The sequence below is a fragment of the Rhodovulum sp. P5 genome (assembly GCF_002079305.1).
Lineage (GTDB): Bacteria > Pseudomonadota > Alphaproteobacteria > Rhodobacterales > Rhodobacteraceae > Rhodovulum.
Window position 1 is genome coordinate 134,533 of sequence record NZ_CP015039.1, and the last position, 20,829, is coordinate 155,361.

The window sequence follows — 20,829 nt, forward strand, 5'->3', positions numbered from 1 at the left end:
GCCCCGCCTTGGAACGGTTCCAAAAAAAGTTGTTTTACAGAGTAATTATATATCGTATGTATACATTTGAATACGAGAGTCGCGCATCGGCGCGCGACGGGAGGGACAGACATGCGCATATGGGGTCTTGGCACGGCATTGCTACTGGCCGTGGCCGGGTTGACGGGCGCGGAACCGATGGCGGCGCAAGAGGCGCCGCAGATATCGGAAAGCACCGCGGATCATTCCAAGTTCAAGGAGTTGCAGAAAGAGTTCGCCAGCGGTCCGGAAGTGACCGAGGCGTGCCTGTCCTGCCACACCGAGGCCGCGACGCAGGTCAAGCACTCGGTCCACTGGAAATGGGAATTCGAGAATCCCACCACCGGGCAGATCCTTGGCAAAAGCCATGTGCTGAACTCGTTCTGCGGTAACGTGGCCTCGAACGAGGCGCGCTGTACCTCGTGCCATGTCGGCTATGGCTGGGATGACATGAGCAGCCCGCCGCCGCAGGAAGATGCCGCGGTCGACTGCCTTGTCTGCCATGATACCTCTGGCCAGTACGGCAAGCTTGCCACCGGGGCCGGCCATCCGATGATGTCCACCAAGGGCAAGTCGGTGACCGGGGCCGATGCGTGGGTCGTTGACCTGAAGAAGGCCGCGCAAAGCGTGGGTGAACCCACCCGCCAGAACTGCGGCACCTGCCATTTCTATGGTGGCGGCGGCGACAACGTGAAGCACGGCGACCTGTCCTCGGCGCTGTATCACCCCACCAAGGATGTCGACGTTCACATGGCCGAGGACGGCCTGAACTTCACCTGCGAAACCTGCCATCACAGCGACAAGCACGTCTTTGCCGGGTCGCGCTATGATGTGCATGCGACCGACCCCGAGGGCACCGGAAAGCCCGGCATGATGCGCAACGACGTGGCCACCTGCGAAAGCTGCCACGGCAACGCGCCGCATGACGCTCTGACGGTGACCGGCATCAAGCTGAACGACCACACGGACCGTGTGGCCTGCCAGACCTGCCACATCCCCGAATTCGCCCGCGGCGGCGTGGCGACGAAAACCCGCTGGGACTGGTCCACCGCCGGCAAGATGGACGAACACGGCCATCCGTTGCACCTGAACGAATACACCCAGGGCAACGGCAAGGAACTGCACACCTATCTCGCCACCAAGGGCGATTTCGAATACGGCGAGGATGTCGTTCCCTACTATTCGTGGTTCAACGGGCAGGTAACCTACACCGCGGACGACGAAACCATCGACCCCAGCAAGGTGGTCGAGATGAACAAGATCGCCGGATCGTCCGAGGACGGTCGCTCGCGCATCTGGCCGTTCAAGCGGATGGAAGGGCGGCAGGCCTATGATGCGGGTCTGAACCACCTTGTCTATTCCAACGTCTGGGGGCCGACGACCGACACCGCCTTCTGGACCAACTTCAAGTGGGACAAGGCGATCGAGGCGGGGATGAAGGCCGCGGGCAAGGAGTATTCCGGCGAATACGGCTTTGTTGACACCTATATGTACTGGCCGATCACCCACATGGTGGCACCCGCCGACAAGGCGCTGGAGTGTCAGGAATGCCATGCGGACGGCGGCCGTCTGGCCAATCTGGCGGGCTTCTACATGCCCGGGTCGCAACCCAAGAGCGTCGGCGCGATCCTCGGCATGCTCGTCTTCTTCGCGATGTTCGCGGGCGTCGCCCTGCACACGCTGATCCGCCTGTTCACCCGCACCAACGGAGGTTCCCATGATTGACGCAAGTCCTGCACCCGATCCGAACCGGGGCCTCACGCCGTGCCCGGACTGCAATGAACGCGAGGTGATGATCTACCCCAAGTTCGAGCGGCTCTGGCACTGGTCGCAAGCGGGCTCGATCATGGCGCTGATGTTCACGGGCCTCGCCATGAACGGGTTCCACAACCTGATCAGCTTTGAGATGGCGGTGAAGATCCACACGCTGGTGGCACTGGCACTGCTGCTTCTGTGGGTGTTCGCGACCTTCTGGCTGTTCACCACGGGCAACTACAAGGTGTTCCTTCCGCGTATCTTTGGCCTGTTTCAGGTGGCACGCTATTACGCCTACGGGGTCTTTAAGGGCGAACACCATCCCTATCAGAAAAGCCTTGCCCAGCGGCTCAACCCGCTTCAGGCGCTGGCCTATTCGGTGCTGAAGACCGTGGTCTTCCCGCTGGTCTGGGGGACGGGCATCATCTACCTGACCTATAATTTCTGGGAGACGCTGCCCAACGCGCCGTTCTGGCTGGAGGTCGTGGCCAACCTGCATCTTGCGGTGGCGTGGTTCGTGGCGGGCTTTGTCATCCTGCACATCTATCTTCTGACCATCGGGCACTCCTTCTTCCAGGGGGTGCGCCCGATGATCCGCGGGACGGAAAAGGTGGCCCTGACGCCCGAGCAAGAGGCCTATCTGGAACGGCACGAAACATGGCGGCTGGTCGACTGACCAGCCAGCCCCGCGGCCGGTCCACCACGCTCTGCTAATGGAAAAGGCGCCCGAAACCGGGCGCCTTTCTCTTTCCGTGAGTGAAATCTGTCAGGTCAGCGGCCCCAGCTGCGAACCGCCCCGCAATCCATATGCACGAAGTTGGAGCGGGAGTAGCGCCCGACGCCGCCTGCGTTGCAGGCCCCGGCCGCGCCGGCGATCTGGCTGACCGTGCGGCTTTTCAGACGGACATCGGCCGCTTGGCCTTTCATATGCAGCGAATTCTTGGCCACGCCGCGAGAGCGGGAGCGCAGCATCGCGTTCGTCTGCGGCGAGCGATAGCCAGACAGAAGCATATAGGGTTCGTTTACGTCCATCAGGCTGTGTGCTGCGGCCAGGATGTCGATGTTGCGGACATCCATCGAGACCACCGAATCGGTACGCCAATCGCGCATGAAAGCGTTGATCTCCTTCACCGCTTCCTTGATGTACTCGCCCTCGATCCAGTAGATCGTGTCGATGCTTTCGCCGGTCCGCCCCGAATACATGCGTATCCGTCGGACGTCACCGGCGCCCCGCAAGACGCCAAAGGCATTCGCGAAGGTGGGTGCTGCCGCGACGGTGCTGGCGGCAAAGGCTGCCAATACGCCACGACGAGAAATACCGGTACCGGTGATTTTCATGAGCTCTCTGCCTGCCCCATGCATAGCAATGCCGCGATTTCGCAGCGTTTTTTCCGCCCGGCGGCGCGCCGAACGTGATTTTTCATGCCATATTCACCGTGATGCGCCAAGAAGCGATTCGAAGCAGGTGCGCCCGAAACCCCGAAACTGGCGGGATTTTGCCTATCTGGCGGGAACTTCATGGCTTTTCACCGGGCGAGGACGTTTTGCAACACTCTGCCGCGCGTCGGAAATTCTCCGGGGTTTGTGAGTGGACAGGCCAGCGCCATTACCGGATGCTTAACTTTGTTGCGCGACTAAGTACCCATGAGGAAACAGTTTATGCGTCTTTGCCGACTTCGCAGGTCTGGCTTGGCCATGGCCTTGCTGGTGAGCATTTCGTCTTTCGCCGCCCCGTCCGTGGCGGAAGAAATCGCCAATGCCGGGTTTCGGCAGGCCATCGCCGAAGCGGCGGCATCCGATACGGGGATCGCGGCCTTCTACCGGGCGCGCGACTTTGCACCTTTCTGGACAGCGGCGGAGAGCGCATCGCGGCGAACCGCACTTCTGCGCGCGCTGGCGCAGGCGCCGAAACATGGGCTGCCTGCATCGCGCTATGACCCCGACGATCTGATCGCACTGTTCCGCGACGCGCGGACCCAACGCGATGCCGGCCGGGCAGAGGTCGCGGCGGCGCGCATGTTCGTGTCCTACGCGCGCGATCTGCAAAGTGGCATCCTGGTCCCCGGAGAGGTGGTGCCCGGTATCAAGCGCCAGGTTACGCGGCCGTCTGCGACGCAACTTTTGACGGCGTTCGAAACGGCACCCTCGGCGGCCGGGTTCTTCCGGACCCTTGCGCCCGAAACCCCCGAATATGCCCGCCTGCTGAGAGAGAAGCTGCGGCTTGAAACCGTGATCGCATCCGGCGGCTGGGGGCCAGAGGTCCGCTCTGGCAAACTCTCGCCGGGTCGTCCGGGGCCGGGGTTCTTGCCCTGCGCAACCGGCTGATCGGAATGGGATATCTGGGCCGAACCGCATCGGCCGGCTATGACGATGCGCTTCAGGCTGCGGTTCAAAGCTTTCAGTACGAACATGGCCTGACGCCCGACGGCGTGGCCGGGCCCGGCACGCTGGACGAAATCAACGTGTCTGCCGAAGACCGGCTGAAGCAGGTTCTCGTCGCGATGGAACGTGAACGCTGGCTGGGCGACGACCGCGGCGGACGGCATGTTCTGGTGAACATCACCGATTTCCATGCCCGCATCATCGAAGATGGGCAGGTCGTTTTCGAAACCCGCTCTGTCGTGGGGAAAAAGCGGCCCGATCACCGGACGCCGGAATTCTCCGACGTGATGGAGCACATGATCATCAACCCAAGCTGGCATGTGCCGCGCTCTATCGTGGTCAAGGAATACCTGCCGCAGATGCAGGCCAACCCGGAGGCCGCCCGCCATATCCAGTTGATCGACGCGCGGGCCGTGTGGTCAGTCGCGGTGCGGTTGATTTCAGCGAATACAACGCGCGCAACTTCCCGTTCGACATGAAGCAGCCGCCCTCGACCCGCAACGCGCTGGGGCTGGTGAAGTTCATGTTCCCCAACCCCTACAACATCTATCTGCATGACACGCCGTCGAAATCGCTGTTCAACCGAGAGGTGCGGGCGTTCAGTCATGGCTGTATTCGCCTGGGCGATCCATTCGATTTCGCCTATGCGCTTCTGTCCGAACAGACCGACGACCCCCGCGGGTTTTTCCGGCAACGGCTGAACAGCGGACGGGAAACCAAGGTGCTTCTTGAAAAGCCGCTTCCGGTGCACATCATCTATCGCACGGCGGTCAGCGGGCCGGATGGGCGGATGCAGTATCGGCGCGACGTCTACGGCCGCGATGCCGCTATTTTCGACGCGCTGTCGGCGGCCGGGGTGGAACTGCCCGATATTCGCAGCTAGACCCGACCCGACCGGGGCAGTGCGCGCGGCAAAGGCCGGGCCGGTGACCGGATCGGACAGGGGGCAGGAATGTCGTTTACAGTAGGCCAGATTGCCAACGCGCTTGGGGCAGAGGTTGCAGGCGACCCCGATCTCACGATCCTGCGGGCGGCCGAACCGGCCGAGGCAGGGCCAGACGACCTCGCCCTGGCAATGGACCCCAAATACGGTGACGGGCTGGCCGCGGGCAATGCCCACGCGGCGATTCTGTGGGCCGGGGCCGACTGGCGGGCGCTGGGGCTGAGCGCCGCGATTTTCGTGCCGCGACCCCGCTATGCCATGTCCGGTCTGACAACGCTGATGGATCCGGGGCCCGAGATCGCCGCGGGCGTGCATCCCTCGGCCGTGATCGACCCCACGGCACAGATCGGGGATGGCGCCCGGATCGGCCCCTTCGTGATGATCGGTCCGCGGGCGGTGGTCGGTGCCAATGCCCGGATCGCTGCACATGTGGTCGTGGCCGAGGACGCGCGCATCGGCAAAGACGCGCTGCTGCTGCACGGGGTCAAGATCGGGGCGCGGGTCACCATCGGCGACCGCTTCATCGCCCAGCCCGGCGCGGTGATCGGTTCGGACGGCTTTTCCTTTGTCACGCCAGAGAAATCCGCGGTGGAAAATGTGCGCGATACGCTGGGCGATGCGGGCGATGCGGCCAAGCAAAGCTGGACGCGCATCCATTCGCTGGGCGCCGTGACCATCGGCGACGATGTCGAGATCGGTGCCAATACCTGTATCGACCGGGGCACCATCCGCGACACGGCCATCGGATCGGGCACGAAGCTCGATAACCTTGTACATGTGGGCCACAACGTGTCCATCGGGCGCGACTGTCTGCTGTGCGGACAGGTCGGCATCGCCGGATCGGCCCGGATCGGTGACCGGGTGGTGATGGCCGGGCAATGCGGGGTGAACGACAACATCTTCGTGGGCGACGACGTGATCGCCGGCGGGGCCAGCAAGATCTTTACCAACGCACCCAAGGGCCGGGTTCTGCTGGGCTATCCCGCGATGAAGATGGAGGCCCATGTGGAAGCCTACAAAGGACTGCGCCGGCTTCCGCGGCTTTTCGCCCAAGTTGCCGCGCTGCAAAAAGCGGTTTCAAAGGATCCCGATAGCGACTAAACCCCCGCCAGAAAGAACAAGGCAAAGAGGCCCTCCCCATGTCTGACAGCGTCAAGGACAAGGTCATCGAAATCATCGCCGAACAGGCCGTGCTGGAGCCGTCGGACGTCAAGATGGACAACACCCTCGACGATCTGGGCATCGACAGCCTTGGCCTCGTGGAATCGATCTTCGCCATCGAGGAAGCCTTTGACATCCAGGTGCCCTTCAACGCGAACGACCCCTCCGAAAGCGATTTCGACATCTCCTCGGTCGCGGCCATCGTGAAGGCGGTCGAGGGTCTGGTGTCCGAACAGACCGCATGAAGCGTGTCGTCATCACCGGGCAGGGCACGATCAATGCCCTTGGCCATTCCGTGTCCGAAACGCTGGATGCGTTCCGGGAAGGGCGTTGTGGCATCGGGCCGCTGGACATCCGCGATATCGACCGCCTGTCGATCAAGATCGGCGGGCAGGTCCGCGGCTATGAGCCCGAGGCCCATTTCAACCGCCAGCAGATCGCGCTTTACGACCGCTTCACCCAGTTCACGCTGATGGCCGCCCGAGAGGCGATTGCCCAGGCCGGTCTGGAATTCTGCGGCGAGATCAGCCAGGAGGCAGGCGTTGTCCTTGGTACCTCGGGCGGCGGCATGAACACGCTGGATGAGAATTACCGCACCGTCTACGAGGACGGGAAGAACCGCGTTCATCCCTTCGTCGTGCCGAAGCTGATGAACAACGCCGCGGCCAGCCATGTGTCGATGACCTACAACCTCAAGGGGCCGAGCTTCACGGTGGCCACTGCCTGTGCGTCGTCGAACCACGCGATGGGGCAGGCGTTCCAGTTGATCCGCTCGGGGGCCACGCGGGTCATGGTCACCGGCGGATCGGAATCGATGCTGTGCTTCGGCGGGATCAAGGCATGGGAAGGGTTGCGCGTGATGTCGCGCGACGCCTGCCGCCCGTTCTCGGCCAATCGCAACGGCATGGTGCAGGGCGAAGGGGCCGCGATCTTCGTGTTCGAGGAATATGAACACGCCCGCGCGCGGGGCGCGGAGATTCTGGCAGAGGTCGTGGGCTTTGCGATGACGGCGGATGCGTCCGACATCGTCATGCCGTCCCGGCAGGGGGCGGCGCGGGCAATTTCCGGCGCCTTGCGCGATGCGGGGCTTGGTCCGGCCGATGTGGACTACATCAACGCCCACGGAACCGGGACCGCCGCCAATGACAAGACCGAATGCGCGGCAGTGGCCGATGTCTTCGGCCCGCACGCGGACGACCTGATGATCTCCTCGACCAAGTCGATGCACGGGCATCTGATCGGCGGCACCGGGGCGGTGGAGCTTCTGGCCTGCGTGATGGCGTTGCGGGATGGTGTCATCGCGCCGACCATCGGGTACGAGGAACCGGACCCGGAATGCACGCTTGACGTCGTCCCGAACGAGGCGCGGCAGGCCGATGTGTCCGTGGTGCTTTCCAACGCCTTCGCTTTCGGCGGCCTCAACGCGGTCCTTGCGCTCCGCAAGGTCTGATCCGCGATCCATCCGACATCATTGCCGAAAACGAAAAACGCCGCCCGTCGGGGCGGCGTTCGAAACGGTTGTGAAACGGGGCGTCAGCGCGCCTGCAATTCACTGACCAGGTCATAGGCCGCGGTGAAGCCCGACAGCGAAAGCGGGATGGTCACCTGGGATACCTTGTTTTCGCCGGTCAGTATCACGATGGAAATCTTGGCTTCCCGGCCTGCTTTCATGGCCCGGATTTCGCTCGCTTCCAGCGGGAAGCGCGCAAAGCAGCCGCGCGTCGTGCAAAAGTTGAAGCGGTAGCGTTTGGGGTCTGCGGTGTCGATGGCCAGCCGCAGGTCCTCGCTCAACAGCGTGTTCAGCGGCGTGCCGATTTCCACCAGTGCCGCACTGGGCGCATCGGCGGGAAGCGGGATCAGTTCAGCGGAACTGACCGGGCCGCCATTGTCGTCGACGATGACCTGCCGCATGTTGCAGTCTTCGCGCCCCTCGGGGAATTTCACGCAGAAGACCTGCCACTTCTGAAAGGTGTCCTTGATGTAGGCTTCAGCTTTGGGCTGCTGGTCCTCGGCCGGGGCCGCATCGGTTTCCTGTGCCAGCGCCGGGCCACCCAGCGCAAGCAGCGCCGCCAAGCCGAGCGGGATGAGAAGATCACGCATCGATTGCCTGCCTTTCCTCGGTTTCTTTTCCCGTGCCTTAGCATGGGTGTCCGCCTGTGTCAGACAAAAAACCGGGCGCTGCGTCCTGTTCACGCGCGTATGATTGCGCCCATGAAAAAAGGGCTGCAGCGCAGCCCTTTTCCGTGTCTTTCTCCCTGTCGGACCGGCCGACTTATTCGTAGTGGGGACGCTAGGCCGTTTCCAGGAAGTCGTCAACAGTCAATGGGATAAGACGGCGCACGGGCCGGGCCGTCGGCAAGAAAAAGGGCCGCATCACGAGGATGCGGCCAAGTCCATCAGGGAGGAAGACCCGCCCGTGCAAGAAACACGGTCAACGGGATGACTTGAAATTGACATGTAATCGTTAAAATTGTGTTGTCAAAAATGAAATTGTCTCAGGGAATGTGAAATGCCGAAAGGTCTGTTTGTCGGTGGGGCGGGTCCGGAGTATTCGGTTCCGCAAGAGCTTCGGCTCGATTATGCCAATCGTCACGGTCTGATCGCGGGCGCCACGGGGACGGGCAAGACGGTCACGCTCCAGATCCTGGCAGAGGGGTTTTCGGCCGCGGGTGTTCCGGTGTTTCTGTCGGACGTGAAGGGCGATCTTTCGGGTCTGGCGGCGGCTGGCCGCGCCGATTTCAAATTGCATGACGCGTTTCAGGCGCGCGCGGCCCGGATCGGGTTGACCGACTATCGCTATGCGGCGTTCCCCGTCACCTTCTGGGACTTGTTCGGGGTCAAGGGTCACCCCGTGCGCACAACCGTTGCAGAGATGGGGCCGCTTTTGCTGTCGCGGCTTCTGGACCTGAACGACGTGCAGGAGGGCGTGCTGAACATCGCCTTCCGTCTGGCCGATGAAGAGGGGTTGCCGCTGCTCGATCTTGCGGATCTGCGCGCGATGCTGGCCTGGGTCGGGCAGAACCGGGCGTCGCTCTCGCTGCGATACGGCAATGTCTCTCCGGCATCGATCGGGGCAATCCAGCGCCGGTTGCTGGTTCTGGAAAACCAGGGCGGCAGCGGGCTTTTCGGCGAACCCGCGCTGGAGTTGTCGGACCTCATGCGGCTGGCCCCGGACGGGCTCGGGCAGATCAACATCTTGGCCGCCGACGCGCTGATGGGATCGCCGCGGCTTTACGCGACCTTCCTGTTGTGGCTGCTGTCAGAGTTGTTCGAAGAATTGCCAGAAGTCGGCGATCCGGACAAACCGAAGCTGGTCTTCTTTTTCGACGAAGCGCATCTTTTGTTTGACGACGCGCCCAAGGCCCTGATCGACAAGGTCGAGCAGGTGGCCCGGCTGATCCGGTCGAAAGGGGTCGGCGTGTATTTCATCACCCAGAATCCCGACGATGTGCCCGACGACATTCTCGGCCAGCTTGGCAACCGCGTTCAGCATGCCTTGCGCGCCTTCACCGCGCGGGACCGCCGGGCGCTTTTGCGGGCGGCGGAGACCTATCGCGAGAACCCCGATTTCGACACAGCCGACGCCATCCGCGATGTCGGTGTGGGCGAGGCGGTGACCTCTCTGCTGGAGGACAAGGGCGTTCCGGGTATCGCGGCGCGCACCCTGATCCGGCCGCCGTCCTCGCAACTGGGGCCGTTGGAGGATACAGCACGGGCACAAATCCTTGCCGCGTCCGATCTTTCCGCCAAATACGGGCAGGCCATCGATCGGGACTCCGCCCATGAAATGCTGGCCCGGCGGGCCGAGACCGCAGCCCTGTTGGCCGCGGAGTCCGAGGCGCGCGAAGACCAGGCGGATGTGTCAGAGCGGGCATATCGCGCCGGGCGGCGCTACTCTGGCAGTCGGGTGGGGCGATCCACCGCCCGCAGCCACCGGGCCAAACCCGACAGCATCGGTGCCGCCCTTGGCGAGGCGCTGATCAAGGAGCTTTCGGGCACGACCGGCAAAAGGCTGGTGCGCGGCGTTCTGGGCAGCCTGTTCAAGGGGCGATAGCCGCCCTCATTTCTGGGGCAGGAGCTTCGTCACCCCCACCGCCGCCGCGCGGGCCAGATCTAGGTCAAGCGTCATGGGGATATACTCTCCCCGCCGCCAAAGTTCCCCCAGATCGTCATAGTACCGGCTCAGCGGATGGCCCGATTGCCCGGTCGAGATGATGAAGACGGAACTGTCGGGATCGGCGAAGTCATAGACGCCGCGATATCCGGCACCGAAGACATTGGCGAAGGGCGCCGGATCCGTTCCCTTGGTCAGGCCGCGGTTCAAGGTATTGTCGCCGCCTGATGTCGACTGACGGATGTTGACGAACCATTTCAGAACTGGAACCTCGCCCAGCACCGGATGGTCGTGCCGCGCCTCATGCGCCTCGCCCCAGCGCAGCGAACTGAGCGACGGGCCATAGGTTTCCGACAGCCACAACAGCGCCTTGTCCAGCGACCGGCGGGAGATCTCGGTGCAGGTCTCGATCACGGCGGATTGCCGGATATCGCACCACGCCGCCGCGCCGTCGACATTTCTGAAAACCCGTTCGATGAACAAGGGCTCGACATGGGTGAACGCGTCGGCCAGCGGCCCAAGATCGTCGCGGATCAGTTCGTTCTGCAACTCCCGTATCCAGGCGGCATAGATCAGCGGTTCGGGCAGATGTTCGTTCATCTCGCCGTTCCACTCCGCCAGCAGTTCCAGCGCCTGCTGCCGCCGCCGTTCCGGCGTGCCCCGTTCGGCCGGCTCGCCCGTGAACCAAAGATCGCGCCCGATCAGCGGCAACAGCGCCCGCGCGGTGAACGACACCGTGTCAAGCTGCGCCTCGATGAAGCTTTCGCGGGTATGCACCTCGCGCGACTCCATCAGCCGGCGCCAACGCTGAATGCGCTGCGTGTCGCCCCAGTGATAGCTGACATGGAGCGGAAAGGGGCGCTCCACCAGCTTGTTGTTGGTGTTGCCAAGAATACCGCTTTCGGGCGCGATGACGCTGGGGTTGGCGGCCGCGTTCAGCGCACCGTGCCAGCGGTTTTCGGTCTTCCAGCCGGGCACGGGCAGGCGGCCCTGACTCTGGTTCCCGGCCAGACGCCGGGGCATGGTGCCGGCCATCTGCAGGGCGATCGTGTCCTTGTCGGCCAGCATGACATTGACCGACGGTGCCACATGGTCGCGCGTGGCCTCGATCGCTTCGGACACGCTGCCGGCACGCATCAGTTTCAGGATCGACTGGATCGAGGTATCGGCCCCGTCCAGCAGGGTCCAGCCCAGCGCGGCGACATGGCCGGGCGGTGTGACGCTGGCCAGGTCAAAGTGACTGCCCGGAAGGACGGGCCCGTTTTCCGTCCAGCGCATGGTGATCGTGACCGGGTCCTCGCCTGCCACCTTCAGGATGCTGCGCCGCGTCTCGAAAGGTTTATAGCCGTCGGGCGTCAGGTATTCCTGCGGGTTGTCCGGGTTCAGCCGCTCTAGAAACACGTCCTGATCATCCATGTAGGACGCGGTCAGCCCCCAACCGAGTTTCGCGCTGCGGCCCGCAAAGATCGCGGGGATACCCGGAATGGTGCCGCCGATGACCCCGCCCGACGACAATTCCAGCCGCGCCAGATACCAGATCGACGGGGCCGACAGCCCCAGATGCGGATCGTTTGCCAAAAGCGTTCCACCCGCGGCCGAACGCCGGGGCGCCGCCGCCCAAGAGTTCGATGCCCCCGACAGTGACAACTGGGCGAGCGGTGTGAACGTGGTTCCCGCAAGCCGGTGCACGGGCGCGGTATCGGGCAGAACGCCCGGTGCAAGTTCGGCATAGTCGGGCAGGTCCATCAGCCCCGTGCCCGGTGCATCGGGCAGCAGGTCGCGCACGCGGGCCTCGTCCAGCAACAGCGACACCCGGGCGCGCAGCACCTCGATGTCCAGCTGGTCCGACATCTGCAGCGACATCAGTTTCATGATCGCGATGGAGTCCGCAGGTTGCCAATAGGCGACCTCTGGCGGGAACAGGAAGAATTCGGGGGCGCCGCGGCCCCGCGCATCGCGGTTGACCGTGGCGATCCATGCGTTGACGCCGCGGGCATAGGCCTCCAGCGCCGCAAGCGTCTCGGGCTCCAGCGCATTCACCGAACTGCGCGACAGGCCGTAGATATCAAGCCGGCGCAGGAATTCATCGACCCGCAGCGTCCGGGTCCCGAACAGTTCCGACAGCCGGCCCTGTGCGGTGCGCCGCAGCACGGTCATCTGCCACAGGCGGTCCTGGGCATGGACAAAGCCAAGGGCGAAGAACACGTCCTCGTCGGTCTCTCCCAACAGGTGGGGGACATTGGCGTTGTCTCGGACGATCTCGACCGGCGCCGAAAGGCCGGCCACGCGGTGTGTTGCATCGAAGTCCGGCAGAGAGCGGGAGGCGAGGAAATACACCCCGGCCAGCGCGATCAGAACCACCAGCGCCGTGCCGATGAAAAGCCGGAGCAACCATCGAAAGAGTATGGACATCCGCGACCCGTTGTTGACGCACCGGACAGGATCGTTAGGTAACGGGTAATTCAGGATCATGCAATGCGGGGGAGGGACCATGGCAAAGGTTGCGTTTCTGGGGCTGGGGGTCATGGGGTATCCGATGGCGGGCTATCTGGCGGCCAAGGGCCATGACGTGACGGTCTATAACCGCACCGCGTCGAAGGCCGAGGCATGGGTCGCGCAGCATGGCGGTGCGATGGCGTCGACCCCTGCTGCCGCGGCGGAGGGCGCGGAATTCGTGATGGCCTGTGTGGGCAACGATGACGACCTGCGCGCCGTCTGCACGGGCGATGAGGGCGCCTTTGCCGGCATGGCCCCGGGTTCCGTGTTCGTCGACCATACGACCGTCTCGGCCATGGTGACGCGCGAGATGGCCGCCGAGGGCGCTGACCGCGGCGTGGCCTTTGTCGATGCGCCGGTCTCTGGCGGTCAGGCCGGGGCCGAGAACGGGCAGCTTGTGGTGATGTGCGGCGGCGATCAGGCCGCCTATGACCGGGCAGAGCCGGTGATCGACGCCTATGCCAAGATGTGCAAGCGGATGGGCGATACCGGTGCCGGGCAACTGACCAAGATGGTCAACCAGATCTGCATCGCCGGGCTGGTGCAGGGCCTGTCGGAAGGTCTGCATTTTGCCGAGAAGGCGGGGCTTGACGGCCGGGCCGTGGTTGAGGTCATCGGCGGGGGCGCCGCCGGAAGCTGGCAGATGATGAACCGCTACAAGACCATGCTTGACGATGAGTTCGAGCATGGCTTTGCCGTAAACTGGATGCGCAAGGACCTGGCCATCTGCCTTGCCACGGCGGACGAAAACGGCGCAAGCCTGCCCGTCACCGCCCTTGTCGACCAGTTCTACAAGGATGTGCAGAAACTGGGCGGTGGTCGTTGGGACACATCGAGTCTGATCAAGCGTCTGCGCGCGATGGGATAAGGGCGATCAACGCCCTGTTCGGTCTAAGATCCCACAACGGGTCCGGGGGCAGCGCCCCCGGTTTCCTTGCCTCAGGGAATGATGCGGGAGTATTTCGTCCCTTCCAGCGACGCACCCAGTATCAGGCCCTGTTGCCCGAAGATCAGCGCGACAACCGGATCCAGCGCGGTCACCGTGTCGGCCGAAATCGAGCCGCCATCCTTGGGAACCGCGTATTTCAGGTCTGCGCCGGCCGACCATCCCATCCCGGCGCGGAAGGCACGCAGCGCATCGGGTGTCATGAAGAACAGCGCATGGGCGTATTGCTGTGCCCCGATCTGGAAGCCGAAGCTCGCCTGCGTCGCGGAGTAATAATCGACCGTGACACGGTCGATCCGCAGTGCCCCGCGCCCGTATGCCCCGCCGACGCCGAACCCGGCCTCCGTGATCAGCGGCATCCACAGGATGCCCTGCGCCTTGGCGGCCAGTTCCCGGCTGCCGGGGTATTTGCTGAACAGGAAATCGCGGGTCTGGTCCACCCGCATGTCGATGGTGGCCGCGCCGACGCTGCCGATCCCGTTGCCGCAGCCAGCCAGCGCGGCTGTCGATCCCGCGGCCAAAAGGAAATTACGCCGGGACACTGCGCCCGGTCTTTGGTTATCCTGCATCGCTCCATGCCTCATGGGTTGTGGCTCTTTCAGCCGTTTCCCCCAAGTATAGACATCGACGCGCCCGCTGTCATCCAGAGAGGTGCGGGCCGGCAATTCATTGCGCGGCCCGTCTGGCCCCTTAGCCCGCGCGCAGGACCTTTGCCGCCTCGGGGGCGAAATAGGTCAGGATCCCGTCGCAGCCCGCGCGCTTGAAGCTCATCAGGCTTTCCAGCATCACCTTTTCCCGGTCGAGCCAGCCGTTCTGCGCCGCGGCCATCAGCATCGCGTATTCGCCCGACACCTGGTAGGCATAGGTCGGCACGCCGAATTCGTCCTTCACACGGCGGCAGATATCCAGATAGGGCATGCCCGGTTTGACCATGATCATGTCCGCGCCTTCCATCAGGTCGCGTTCGACCAGACGCATCGCCTCATCCGAATTGGCCGGATCCATCTGATAGGTCTTCTTGTCGCCCTTCAGCGCACCCGATGCCCCCACCGCATCGCGGAACGGCCCGTAAAAGGCAGACGCGTATTTCGCGGTGTAGGACATGATCGTCACGTCCTGATAGCCGTTCTCTTCCAGCGCGGTGCGCATCGCGCCGATGCGGCCGTCCATCATGTCGGACGGGCCCAGAATATCCGCCCCGGCCTCGGCCTGGGCCAGCGCCATCTTGACCAGCGCCTCGACGGTTTCGTCGTTCACGATGATCCCGTCGCGCACGATGCCGTCATGCCCGTTGGCGTTATAGGGGTCGAGCGCGATGTCGGTCATCACCGCGATGTCCGGCACCGCGGCCTTGATCGCGCGGATCGTCTTGTTCGACAGGTTCTCGGGGTTCCAGGCCTCTTCGCACAGCTCCGTCTTCAGAGACGGGTCGGTGTAGGGAAACAGGCAGATCGCCGGAATGCCAAGGTTTGCCGCCTCTTCCGCCGCCTTCACCGCCAGATCGACCGACCGGCGCACCACGCCGGGCATCGAGGGCACCGGTTCCTCGATATTCTCGCCGGCGCGGATGAAGATCGGCCAGATCAGGTCGTCCACGGTCAGCGTGTTTTCCCGCACGAGACCGCGCAGCGGCGCGGTGCGGCGGGTGCGGCGCAGGCGGGTAGTGGGGAAGGGGGCAACGGTGGGACGCATGACAAGGTCTCCTTCAAACTTTTCTGCGACTGGGTTACACGGATCGAACCGCATCTCAAGAGCGGGAATCGTCCCAGCGGGATCCGCAAGCCGGGGAGTCAGCAGCCTTGGGCCTGAACCAGCAGATATTCGAGTTGATCGATATGCGGTCCTTTTCCAACCTGTGGTACTGGATCGCCCTGGCGGTGCTGTGGTCGACCGCCAGCCACTGGATCCTCGGCGTGCCCTATGACCTTGTGCAGCGGGCGCGGCGCCATGGCGGCCAGGCGGCGCAGGATGTCGCCGATCTGGTGCAGATCAATGCGCGTCGCTACCTGATGATCCTGCGTGTCTCGGGCCTGTGGATGGCGGGCATGACGGGGTTCGGCCTGTCGGTTCTGGCTGTCCTCGGCTTCGGCTACGGGTTGGAGCTTTGTCAGGCGGTCTTCCTGCTAGTGGCCCCCTTGGCCCTGGTCGCCCTGCGGACGATCCGGACCGCGCGCCGCTTAGAACGCGACGGGCCGGAGGGCGAGGCCCTTTACCGCCTGTTGCGCTGGCATCGGCTGGGCGTTCAGGTGACCGGCGTGGTGGCGATTTTCGTCACGGCGATCTGGGGCACGTGGCAGAACATGTCCGTCGCCGTTCTTGGCGGTTGACAAGCGCGCGCCCTCGCTTACCAAGCGCGGCCATGTCCCAGCCCCTTCACATCACCGCCGGCGCTGCGCCGGAAGGCTTCGACGCCCGTCTTCTGGCCCGCGAACTGGCCCGTACCGGGCAGCCGGTCGTCCATGTCGCCCGCGATGACAAGCGTTTGGCCGCGATGCACGCCGCCCTGGCGTTTTTCGCGCCCGACGCCGTCGTTCTGGATTTTCCCGGCTGGGACTGTCTGCCCTTTGACCGTGTGTCGCCCAACCCGGATATCGAGGCGACGCGGATGGCCACGCTGGCCGCGCTGGCCGCGGGTATGCCGGGGCCGTTCATCCTTCTGACCACGCTTAACGCCGCGACCCAGCGGGTGCCTGCGCGCGATGTTCTGCGCGGCGCGTCCTTTGCCGCAAAGGTCGGCGGGCAGATCGACGAAGACGCGTTGAAGACCTTCCTTGTCCGCATGGGTTTTACCCAGGCGCCGACGGTGATGGAACCGGGCGACTATGCGGTGCGCGGCGGTATCATCGATATCTACCCGCCGGGAGAGGCCGGACCAGTGCGGCTGGATCTGTTCGGCGACGTGCTGGACGGGGCGCGCCGGTTCGACCCGGCCACCCAGCGCACGATCGAGAAGCTGAAGACCGTCGAGCTTGCCCCGGTGTCCGAGGTCATTCTGGACGAGGCCGCGATCACCCGCTTTCGTCAGAACTATCGCATCGAGTTCGGCGCGGCGGGCACCGACGACCCGTTGTATGAGGCCGTCAGCGCCGGGCGCAAACATGCGGGCGTGGAACATTGGCTGCCGTTCTTCCATGAGCGGCTGGAGACGCTTTTCGACTACCTTCCCGACGCGTCGATCTACCTTGACGATCAGGTGACGCCCGCGCGGCTGAGCCGCTGGGACCAGATCGAGGATCAGTACCAGACCCGGGCCGAGGCGATGGCGCAGAAGGGCCGCATCGACAGCGTCTACAAACCCTGCCCGCCGGGGCTGATGTACCTTGATGACGCCGCATGGGAACAGGCCATCGGCGGCCATCGCGTCGTGCAACTGGCGCCTCTGCCACAGGGCACCGGGCCGGGCGTGATCGACGCGGGCGGGCGGATCGGGCGCAACTTCGCACCGGAGCGTAAACTGGAACAGGTCAGTCTTTTCAGTTCGCTGAAGGATCATGTTCAGAAAAAACGCGAAGATGGTGCCGTCGTCATTGCCTCCTACTCCGAAGGGGCGCGGGAACGCCTGAAGGGATTGATGGAGGACGAGGGCGTCACCGATGCCCGTCTGGCCGCAGATATCCGCGATATTCCCGAACGTTCTGGGCTGTTCCTCACCGTCTGGGCGCTGGAACACGGGTTCGAGGGGCCGGGCCTGACCGTGATATCCGAGCAGGACGTCCTGGGCGACCGGCTGATCCGCGCGCCCAAGAAACGCCCCAAGGCCGAAAACTTCCTGACCGAAACCCAGACCCTGTCACCGGGCGATCTGGTGGTGCATGTCGAACATGGGGTCGGGCGCTATACCGGGCTTGAGACGATCACCGCTGCGGGTGCCCCCCATGAATGCCTGGCGCTGGAATATGCGGGCGGGGATCGGCTCTACCTGCCGGTGGAGAATATCGAACTCCTCAGCCGATATGGGCATGAGGAAGGGCTGCTCGACAAGCTCGGCGGGGGCGCATGGCAGGCCAAGAAGGCCAAGCTGAAACAGCGCATCCGCGAGATCGCCGACAAGCTGATCCGCGTGGCTGCCGAACGGGCCCTGCGCAAGGCGCCGATGCTGGAGCCGAACCATCACATGTGGGAGGCGTTCAGCGCCCGTTTCCCGTACCAGGAGACCGACGATCAACTCTCCGCGATCGAGGACGTGCTGACCGACATGGCCAGCGGCACACCGATGGACCGCCTGATCTGTGGCGATGTGGGGTTCGGAAAGACCGAGGTCGCGATGCGCGCGGCCTTTGTCGCGGCGATGTCAGGTGTGCAGGTGGCGGTGATTGCGCCGACGACCCTGCTGGCACGCCAGCATGCCAAGAGTTTCCGGGAGCGGTTCCGCGGGTTTCCGTTGGAAGTCAGGCAATTGTCGCGCTTCGTCAATGCAAAGGATGCGGCGAAGACCCGGGCGGGGATTGCCGAGGGGACGGTCGATATCTGCATCGGTACCCATGCGCTTTTGGCCAAGAATATCAAGTTTCAAAACCTCGGTCTTCTCATCATAGATGAAGAGCAGCATTTCGGCGTGTCCCACAAGGAACGGCTGAAGCAGATGCGCTCTGACATCCATGTCCTGACGCTGACGGCGACGCCGATCCCGCGGACCTTGCAGATGAGCCTGACGGGTGTGCGCGATCTGTCGATCATCGGCACGCCGCCCGTCGACCGGCTGTCGATCCGGACCTATGTCAGCGAGTTCGACGCGGTGACGGTGCGCGAGGCGCTCTTGCGCGAACACTACCGGGGCGGGCAAAGCTTCTTTGTCGTGCCGCGCATCAAGGACCTGCCCGAGATGGAGGAGTTCCTGCGCGACCATGTGCCGGAGGTGTCCTTTGTCGTGGCCCACGGCCAGATGGCGGCGGGTGAACTCGACGACCGGATGAACGCCTTTTACGACGGGAAATACGATGTGCTGCTGGCCACGACCATCGTGGAATCCGGTCTCGATATCCCGACCGCTAACACGATGATCGTGCACCGGGCCGACATGTTCGGCCTTGCGCAGCTTTATCAGATCCGCGGACGGGTGGGGCGGTCGAAGACCCGGGCCTATGCCTATCTGACCACGAAACCCCGCGCGCCGCTGACCCCACAGGCCCAGAAACGGCTGCGCGTGCTTGGCAGCCTCGACACGCTCGGCGCGGGGTTCACACTGGCCAGCCAGGATCTGGACATCCGCGGCGCCGGCAACCTGGTGGGCGAGGAACAGTCCGGCCATGTGCGCGAGGTCGGGTTCGAGCTTTACCAATCCATGCTGGAAGAGGCGATTGCCAAGATCCGGGCGGGAGAGATGGAGGGGCTGACCGAGGCCGACGACGAATGGTCGCCGCAGATCAACCTTGGCGTGCCTGTGCTGATCCCCGACACGTTTGTGCCCGACCTCGACGTGCGGCTTGGGCTTTACCGGCGCCTCTCCGGCCTGACGACCAAAGTGGAACTGGAAGGGTTCGCTGCGGAATTGATCGACCGGTTCGGCAAGTTGCCGAAAGAGGTCAACACCCTGCTTCTGGTCGTGCGCATCAAGGCGATGTGCAAGCGGGCCAAGATCGCGCGGCTCGATGGCGGGCCCAAGGGCGCGACCGTGCAGTTCCACAACGACAAGTTCCCCAATCCGCAGGGGCTGGTGGAGTTCATTCAGGCCCAGCAGGGGATGGCCAAGGTCAAGGACAACAAGATCATCCTGCGTCGCGACTGGACGAACGACAAGGACAAGATCAAGGGCGCCTTCGCCATCGCCCGCGATCTGGCCGAGAAGGTAAAGGCGGGCGCGCGCTGAGCGTTCAGCGATCCGGCACCCGCCGCATCAGGATCAGCGCCGCAGTCACCGCAAGAAACGCCCCGGTGGCCAGCGGCCGCGGTGTCCCGTCGAAGGCCTGACCGACCGGCGCGGCCAGCACGACGGACCCCACCGTCGCCAGCGCCCCGATGACCGAGGCCGCCATGCCCGCGATATGGCCCAAGGGCTCCATCGCCAGCGCGTTCAGGTTGCCCACCGTCAGGCCAAGCATCCCGAACAGCGTGATCGACCAGACAACGTAGGCCGGAAATTCCAGCCACTCCGGCCAAAGCCCGGCCCACAGCATCCCGCACATCACCGCGGACAGCACGACCTGAACGCTGAGCGTGGTGCGAATGAGAAATCGCATCCCCAGATGGCCGACCAGCATCGCATTGGTGAAACTGGCACTGCCCGCAATGACGGCGATGAACGCGAACCAGAGCGGAAAGCTATCGCCGCGCCCGAAATGGATGTCGAAGATCTGCTGAACCGACGAGAGGGTCATGAACAGCACCGAGAAGATCAGCGTCTGCACCAGAGTGGCCGTCCGGGCGATTGGGTTGGACACGACCTCTCTCAGGGCACGCCAAAGCGGCCCAACCCGCAGCGGGCGGCGGCGGTCCGGCGGCAGGGTTTCGGGTTGGCGGATGGCGTACCAGGCGATGGAAACCAGCGAAAACAGCAGGAAGGCGCCAAAGATGCCTCGCCAGCCCACGAAATGGATGATGATCGCCCCGATCGACGGCGCGATGGCGGGCAAAAGCGTGAAGATCATCATCACGAAAGAAACGATCTTGGCCATGTCCCGGCCGGCGTAAAGGTCGCGCACGACGGCAAGCGCGACCACACGCGGGGCCGCGGCGCCAAGCCCCTGGATCACCCGGCCAAGCAGGACGAGTTCGAGAGAGGACGCCGTTCCCGCAAGCGAGGCGCCGACGAGGTACAGCGCGGCCCCGCCAAGGATCACGCGCTTGCGCCCGAAACTGTCAGACAGCGGCCCGGCAATGAATGTGCCGACGCCGATGCCCAGCACGAAGCTGGTGATGATGAATTGGGCGTGGTTGAGGTTGTCGGGCGTCAGTTCCGCCCCGATCCGGGGCAGGGCGGGCAGCATCGCATCGATGGAAAAGGCCACGGTCGCGAACAGAAGGGCGCACATGGCGATGAATTCGGTGCGCGATAGCCGTCGGTCTTCCATGTGATCT

General features: G+C 64.0%; 15 protein-coding genes and 1 pseudogene. 10 read left to right on the forward strand and 6 right to left on the reverse strand.

Annotated features, from left to right (window positions below):
• Positions 1 to 111: 111 nt before the first annotated feature.
• Both RGUI_RS00705 and RGUI_RS00710 read left to right on the forward strand, forming a co-directional pair.
• Complete coding sequence (locus RGUI_RS00705) at positions 112 to 1,743, forward strand: tetrathionate reductase family octaheme c-type cytochrome (RefSeq protein WP_081531295.1); 1,632 nt, start codon at positions 112 to 114, stop codon at positions 1,741 to 1,743.
• Positions 1,736 to 2,449 carry a cytochrome b/b6 domain-containing protein gene (locus RGUI_RS00710; protein ID WP_081531296.1) on the forward strand — a complete coding sequence of 238 codons (714 nt, stop codon included), beginning with the start codon at positions 1,736 to 1,738 and terminating at the stop codon, positions 2,447 to 2,449. Before RGUI_RS00705 ends, RGUI_RS00710 begins: the two co-directional genes overlap by 8 nt.
• A 95-nt stretch (positions 2,450 to 2,544) precedes the next feature.
• Here the strand turns inward: RGUI_RS00710 and RGUI_RS00715 are convergent, their stop codons facing one another.
• The gene (locus tag RGUI_RS00715) at positions 2,545 to 3,111 is read right to left on the reverse strand and encodes a DUF882 domain-containing protein (protein ID WP_081531297.1); all 567 of its coding nucleotides are present in this window, start codon (positions 3,109 to 3,111) and stop codon (positions 2,545 to 2,547) included.
• A gap of 321 nt (positions 3,112 to 3,432) precedes the next feature.
• Here RGUI_RS00715 and RGUI_RS22450 point away from each other — a divergent pair.
• From RGUI_RS22450 to RGUI_RS00735, 4 genes and pseudogenes are all read left to right on the forward strand, one after another.
• A pseudogene (locus RGUI_RS22450) lies at positions 3,433 to 5,038 on the forward strand (murein L,D-transpeptidase).
• A 69-nt stretch (positions 5,039 to 5,107) separates the two neighbouring features.
• On the forward strand, positions 5,108 to 6,199 hold the full coding sequence (gene lpxD, locus RGUI_RS00725; protein ID WP_081531298.1) for a UDP-3-O-(3-hydroxymyristoyl)glucosamine N-acyltransferase: 1,092 nt from the start codon (positions 5,108 to 5,110) through the stop codon (positions 6,197 to 6,199).
• A 38-nt stretch (positions 6,200 to 6,237) separates the two neighbouring features.
• Positions 6,238 to 6,504, forward strand: a complete 267-nt coding sequence (locus RGUI_RS00730; RefSeq protein ID WP_081531299.1) for an acyl carrier protein — start codon at positions 6,238 to 6,240, stop codon at positions 6,502 to 6,504.
• Positions 6,501 to 7,709: a beta-ketoacyl synthase gene (locus tag RGUI_RS00735; RefSeq protein WP_081531300.1), complete on the forward strand. Its 1,209-nt coding sequence runs from the start codon at positions 6,501 to 6,503 to the stop codon at positions 7,707 to 7,709. Before RGUI_RS00730 ends, RGUI_RS00735 begins: the two co-directional genes overlap by 4 nt.
• Positions 7,710 to 7,792: 83 nt before the next feature.
• Here RGUI_RS00735 and RGUI_RS00740 read toward each other — a convergent pair whose 3' ends face one another.
• Complete coding sequence (locus RGUI_RS00740) at positions 7,793 to 8,359, reverse strand: invasion associated locus B family protein (RefSeq protein ID WP_081531301.1); 567 nt, start codon at positions 8,357 to 8,359, stop codon at positions 7,793 to 7,795.
• Positions 8,360 to 8,768: 409 nt separating this feature from the next.
• Between RGUI_RS00740 and RGUI_RS00745 the strand changes: the two genes are divergently transcribed.
• Positions 8,769 to 10,313: a helicase HerA-like domain-containing protein gene (locus tag RGUI_RS00745; RefSeq protein WP_081531302.1), complete on the forward strand. Its 1,545-nt coding sequence runs from the start codon at positions 8,769 to 8,771 to the stop codon at positions 10,311 to 10,313.
• 6 nt (positions 10,314 to 10,319) lie between these two features.
• Here RGUI_RS00745 and RGUI_RS00750 read toward each other — a convergent pair whose 3' ends face one another.
• A complete protein-coding gene (locus RGUI_RS00750) occupies positions 10,320 to 12,785 on the reverse strand; it encodes a penicillin acylase family protein (RefSeq protein ID WP_081531303.1) in 2,466 nt (821 codons plus the stop codon).
• Between the two features lie 79 nt (positions 12,786 to 12,864).
• On the opposite strand from RGUI_RS00750, the gene RGUI_RS00755 reads away from it, so the two are divergent.
• A complete protein-coding gene (locus RGUI_RS00755; protein ID WP_081531304.1) occupies positions 12,865 to 13,737 on the forward strand; it encodes an NAD(P)-dependent oxidoreductase in 873 nt (290 codons plus the stop codon).
• Positions 13,738 to 13,808: 71 nt separating this feature from the next.
• On the opposite strand, the gene RGUI_RS00760 is transcribed toward RGUI_RS00755, so the two are convergent.
• A complete protein-coding gene (locus RGUI_RS00760) occupies positions 13,809 to 14,384 on the reverse strand; it encodes a YSC84-related protein (protein ID WP_081531305.1) in 576 nt (191 codons plus the stop codon).
• Positions 14,385 to 14,505: 121 nt separating this feature from the next.
• Positions 14,506 to 15,507, reverse strand: a complete 1,002-nt coding sequence (hemB, locus tag RGUI_RS00765) for a porphobilinogen synthase (protein ID WP_081531306.1) — start codon at positions 15,505 to 15,507, stop codon at positions 14,506 to 14,508.
• Between the two features lie 107 nt (positions 15,508 to 15,614).
• Between hemB and RGUI_RS00770 the strand changes: the two genes are divergently transcribed.
• Both RGUI_RS00770 and mfd read left to right on the forward strand, forming a co-directional pair.
• Positions 15,615 to 16,142 (forward strand): component of SufBCD complex, encoded by a 528-nt coding sequence (locus RGUI_RS00770; RefSeq protein ID WP_371587066.1) that lies wholly within the window; start codon positions 15,615 to 15,617, stop codon positions 16,140 to 16,142.
• Positions 16,143 to 16,174: 32 nt separating this feature from the next.
• Entirely contained in the window at positions 16,175 to 19,621 is a 3,447-nt protein-coding gene (gene mfd, locus RGUI_RS00775) for a transcription-repair coupling factor (protein WP_081531307.1), read from the forward strand.
• Positions 19,622 to 19,625: 4 nt separating this feature from the next.
• Here mfd and RGUI_RS00780 read toward each other — a convergent pair whose 3' ends face one another.
• Entirely contained in the window at positions 19,626 to 20,822 is a 1,197-nt protein-coding gene (locus RGUI_RS00780) for a multidrug effflux MFS transporter (protein WP_081531308.1), read from the reverse strand.
• Positions 20,823 to 20,829: the final 7 nt, after the last annotated feature.

Bases quoted from the DNA above. Each gene is read 5' to 3' on its own strand.
- RGUI_RS00705 (WP_081531295.1), top strand. From the start codon at position 112: ATGCGCATATGGGGTCTTGGCACGGCATTGCTACTGGCCGTGGCCGGG.
- RGUI_RS00710 (WP_081531296.1), top strand. From the start codon at position 1,736: ATGATTGACGCAAGTCCTGCACCCGATCCGAACCGGGGCCTCACGCCG.
- RGUI_RS00715 (WP_081531297.1), bottom strand. From the start codon at position 3,111: ATGAAAATCACCGGTACCGGTATTTCTCGTCGTGGCGTATTGGCAGCC.
- lpxD (WP_081531298.1), top strand. From the start codon at position 5,108: ATGTCGTTTACAGTAGGCCAGATTGCCAACGCGCTTGGGGCAGAGGTT.
- RGUI_RS00730 (WP_081531299.1), top strand. From the start codon at position 6,238: ATGTCTGACAGCGTCAAGGACAAGGTCATCGAAATCATCGCCGAACAG.
- RGUI_RS00735 (WP_081531300.1), top strand. From the start codon at position 6,501: ATGAAGCGTGTCGTCATCACCGGGCAGGGCACGATCAATGCCCTTGGC.
- RGUI_RS00740 (WP_081531301.1), bottom strand. From the start codon at position 8,359: ATGCGTGATCTTCTCATCCCGCTCGGCTTGGCGGCGCTGCTTGCGCTG.
- RGUI_RS00745 (WP_081531302.1), top strand. From the start codon at position 8,769: ATGCCGAAAGGTCTGTTTGTCGGTGGGGCGGGTCCGGAGTATTCGGTT.
- RGUI_RS00750 (WP_081531303.1), bottom strand. From the start codon at position 12,785: ATGTCCATACTCTTTCGATGGTTGCTCCGGCTTTTCATCGGCACGGCG.
- RGUI_RS00755 (WP_081531304.1), top strand. From the start codon at position 12,865: ATGGCAAAGGTTGCGTTTCTGGGGCTGGGGGTCATGGGGTATCCGATG.
- RGUI_RS00760 (WP_081531305.1), bottom strand. From the start codon at position 14,384: ATGCAGGATAACCAAAGACCGGGCGCAGTGTCCCGGCGTAATTTCCTT.
- hemB (WP_081531306.1), bottom strand. From the start codon at position 15,507: ATGCGTCCCACCGTTGCCCCCTTCCCCACTACCCGCCTGCGCCGCACC.
- mfd (WP_081531307.1), top strand. From the start codon at position 16,175: ATGTCCCAGCCCCTTCACATCACCGCCGGCGCTGCGCCGGAAGGCTTC.
- RGUI_RS00780 (WP_081531308.1), bottom strand. From the start codon at position 20,822: ATGGAAGACCGACGGCTATCGCGCACCGAATTCATCGCCATGTGCGCC.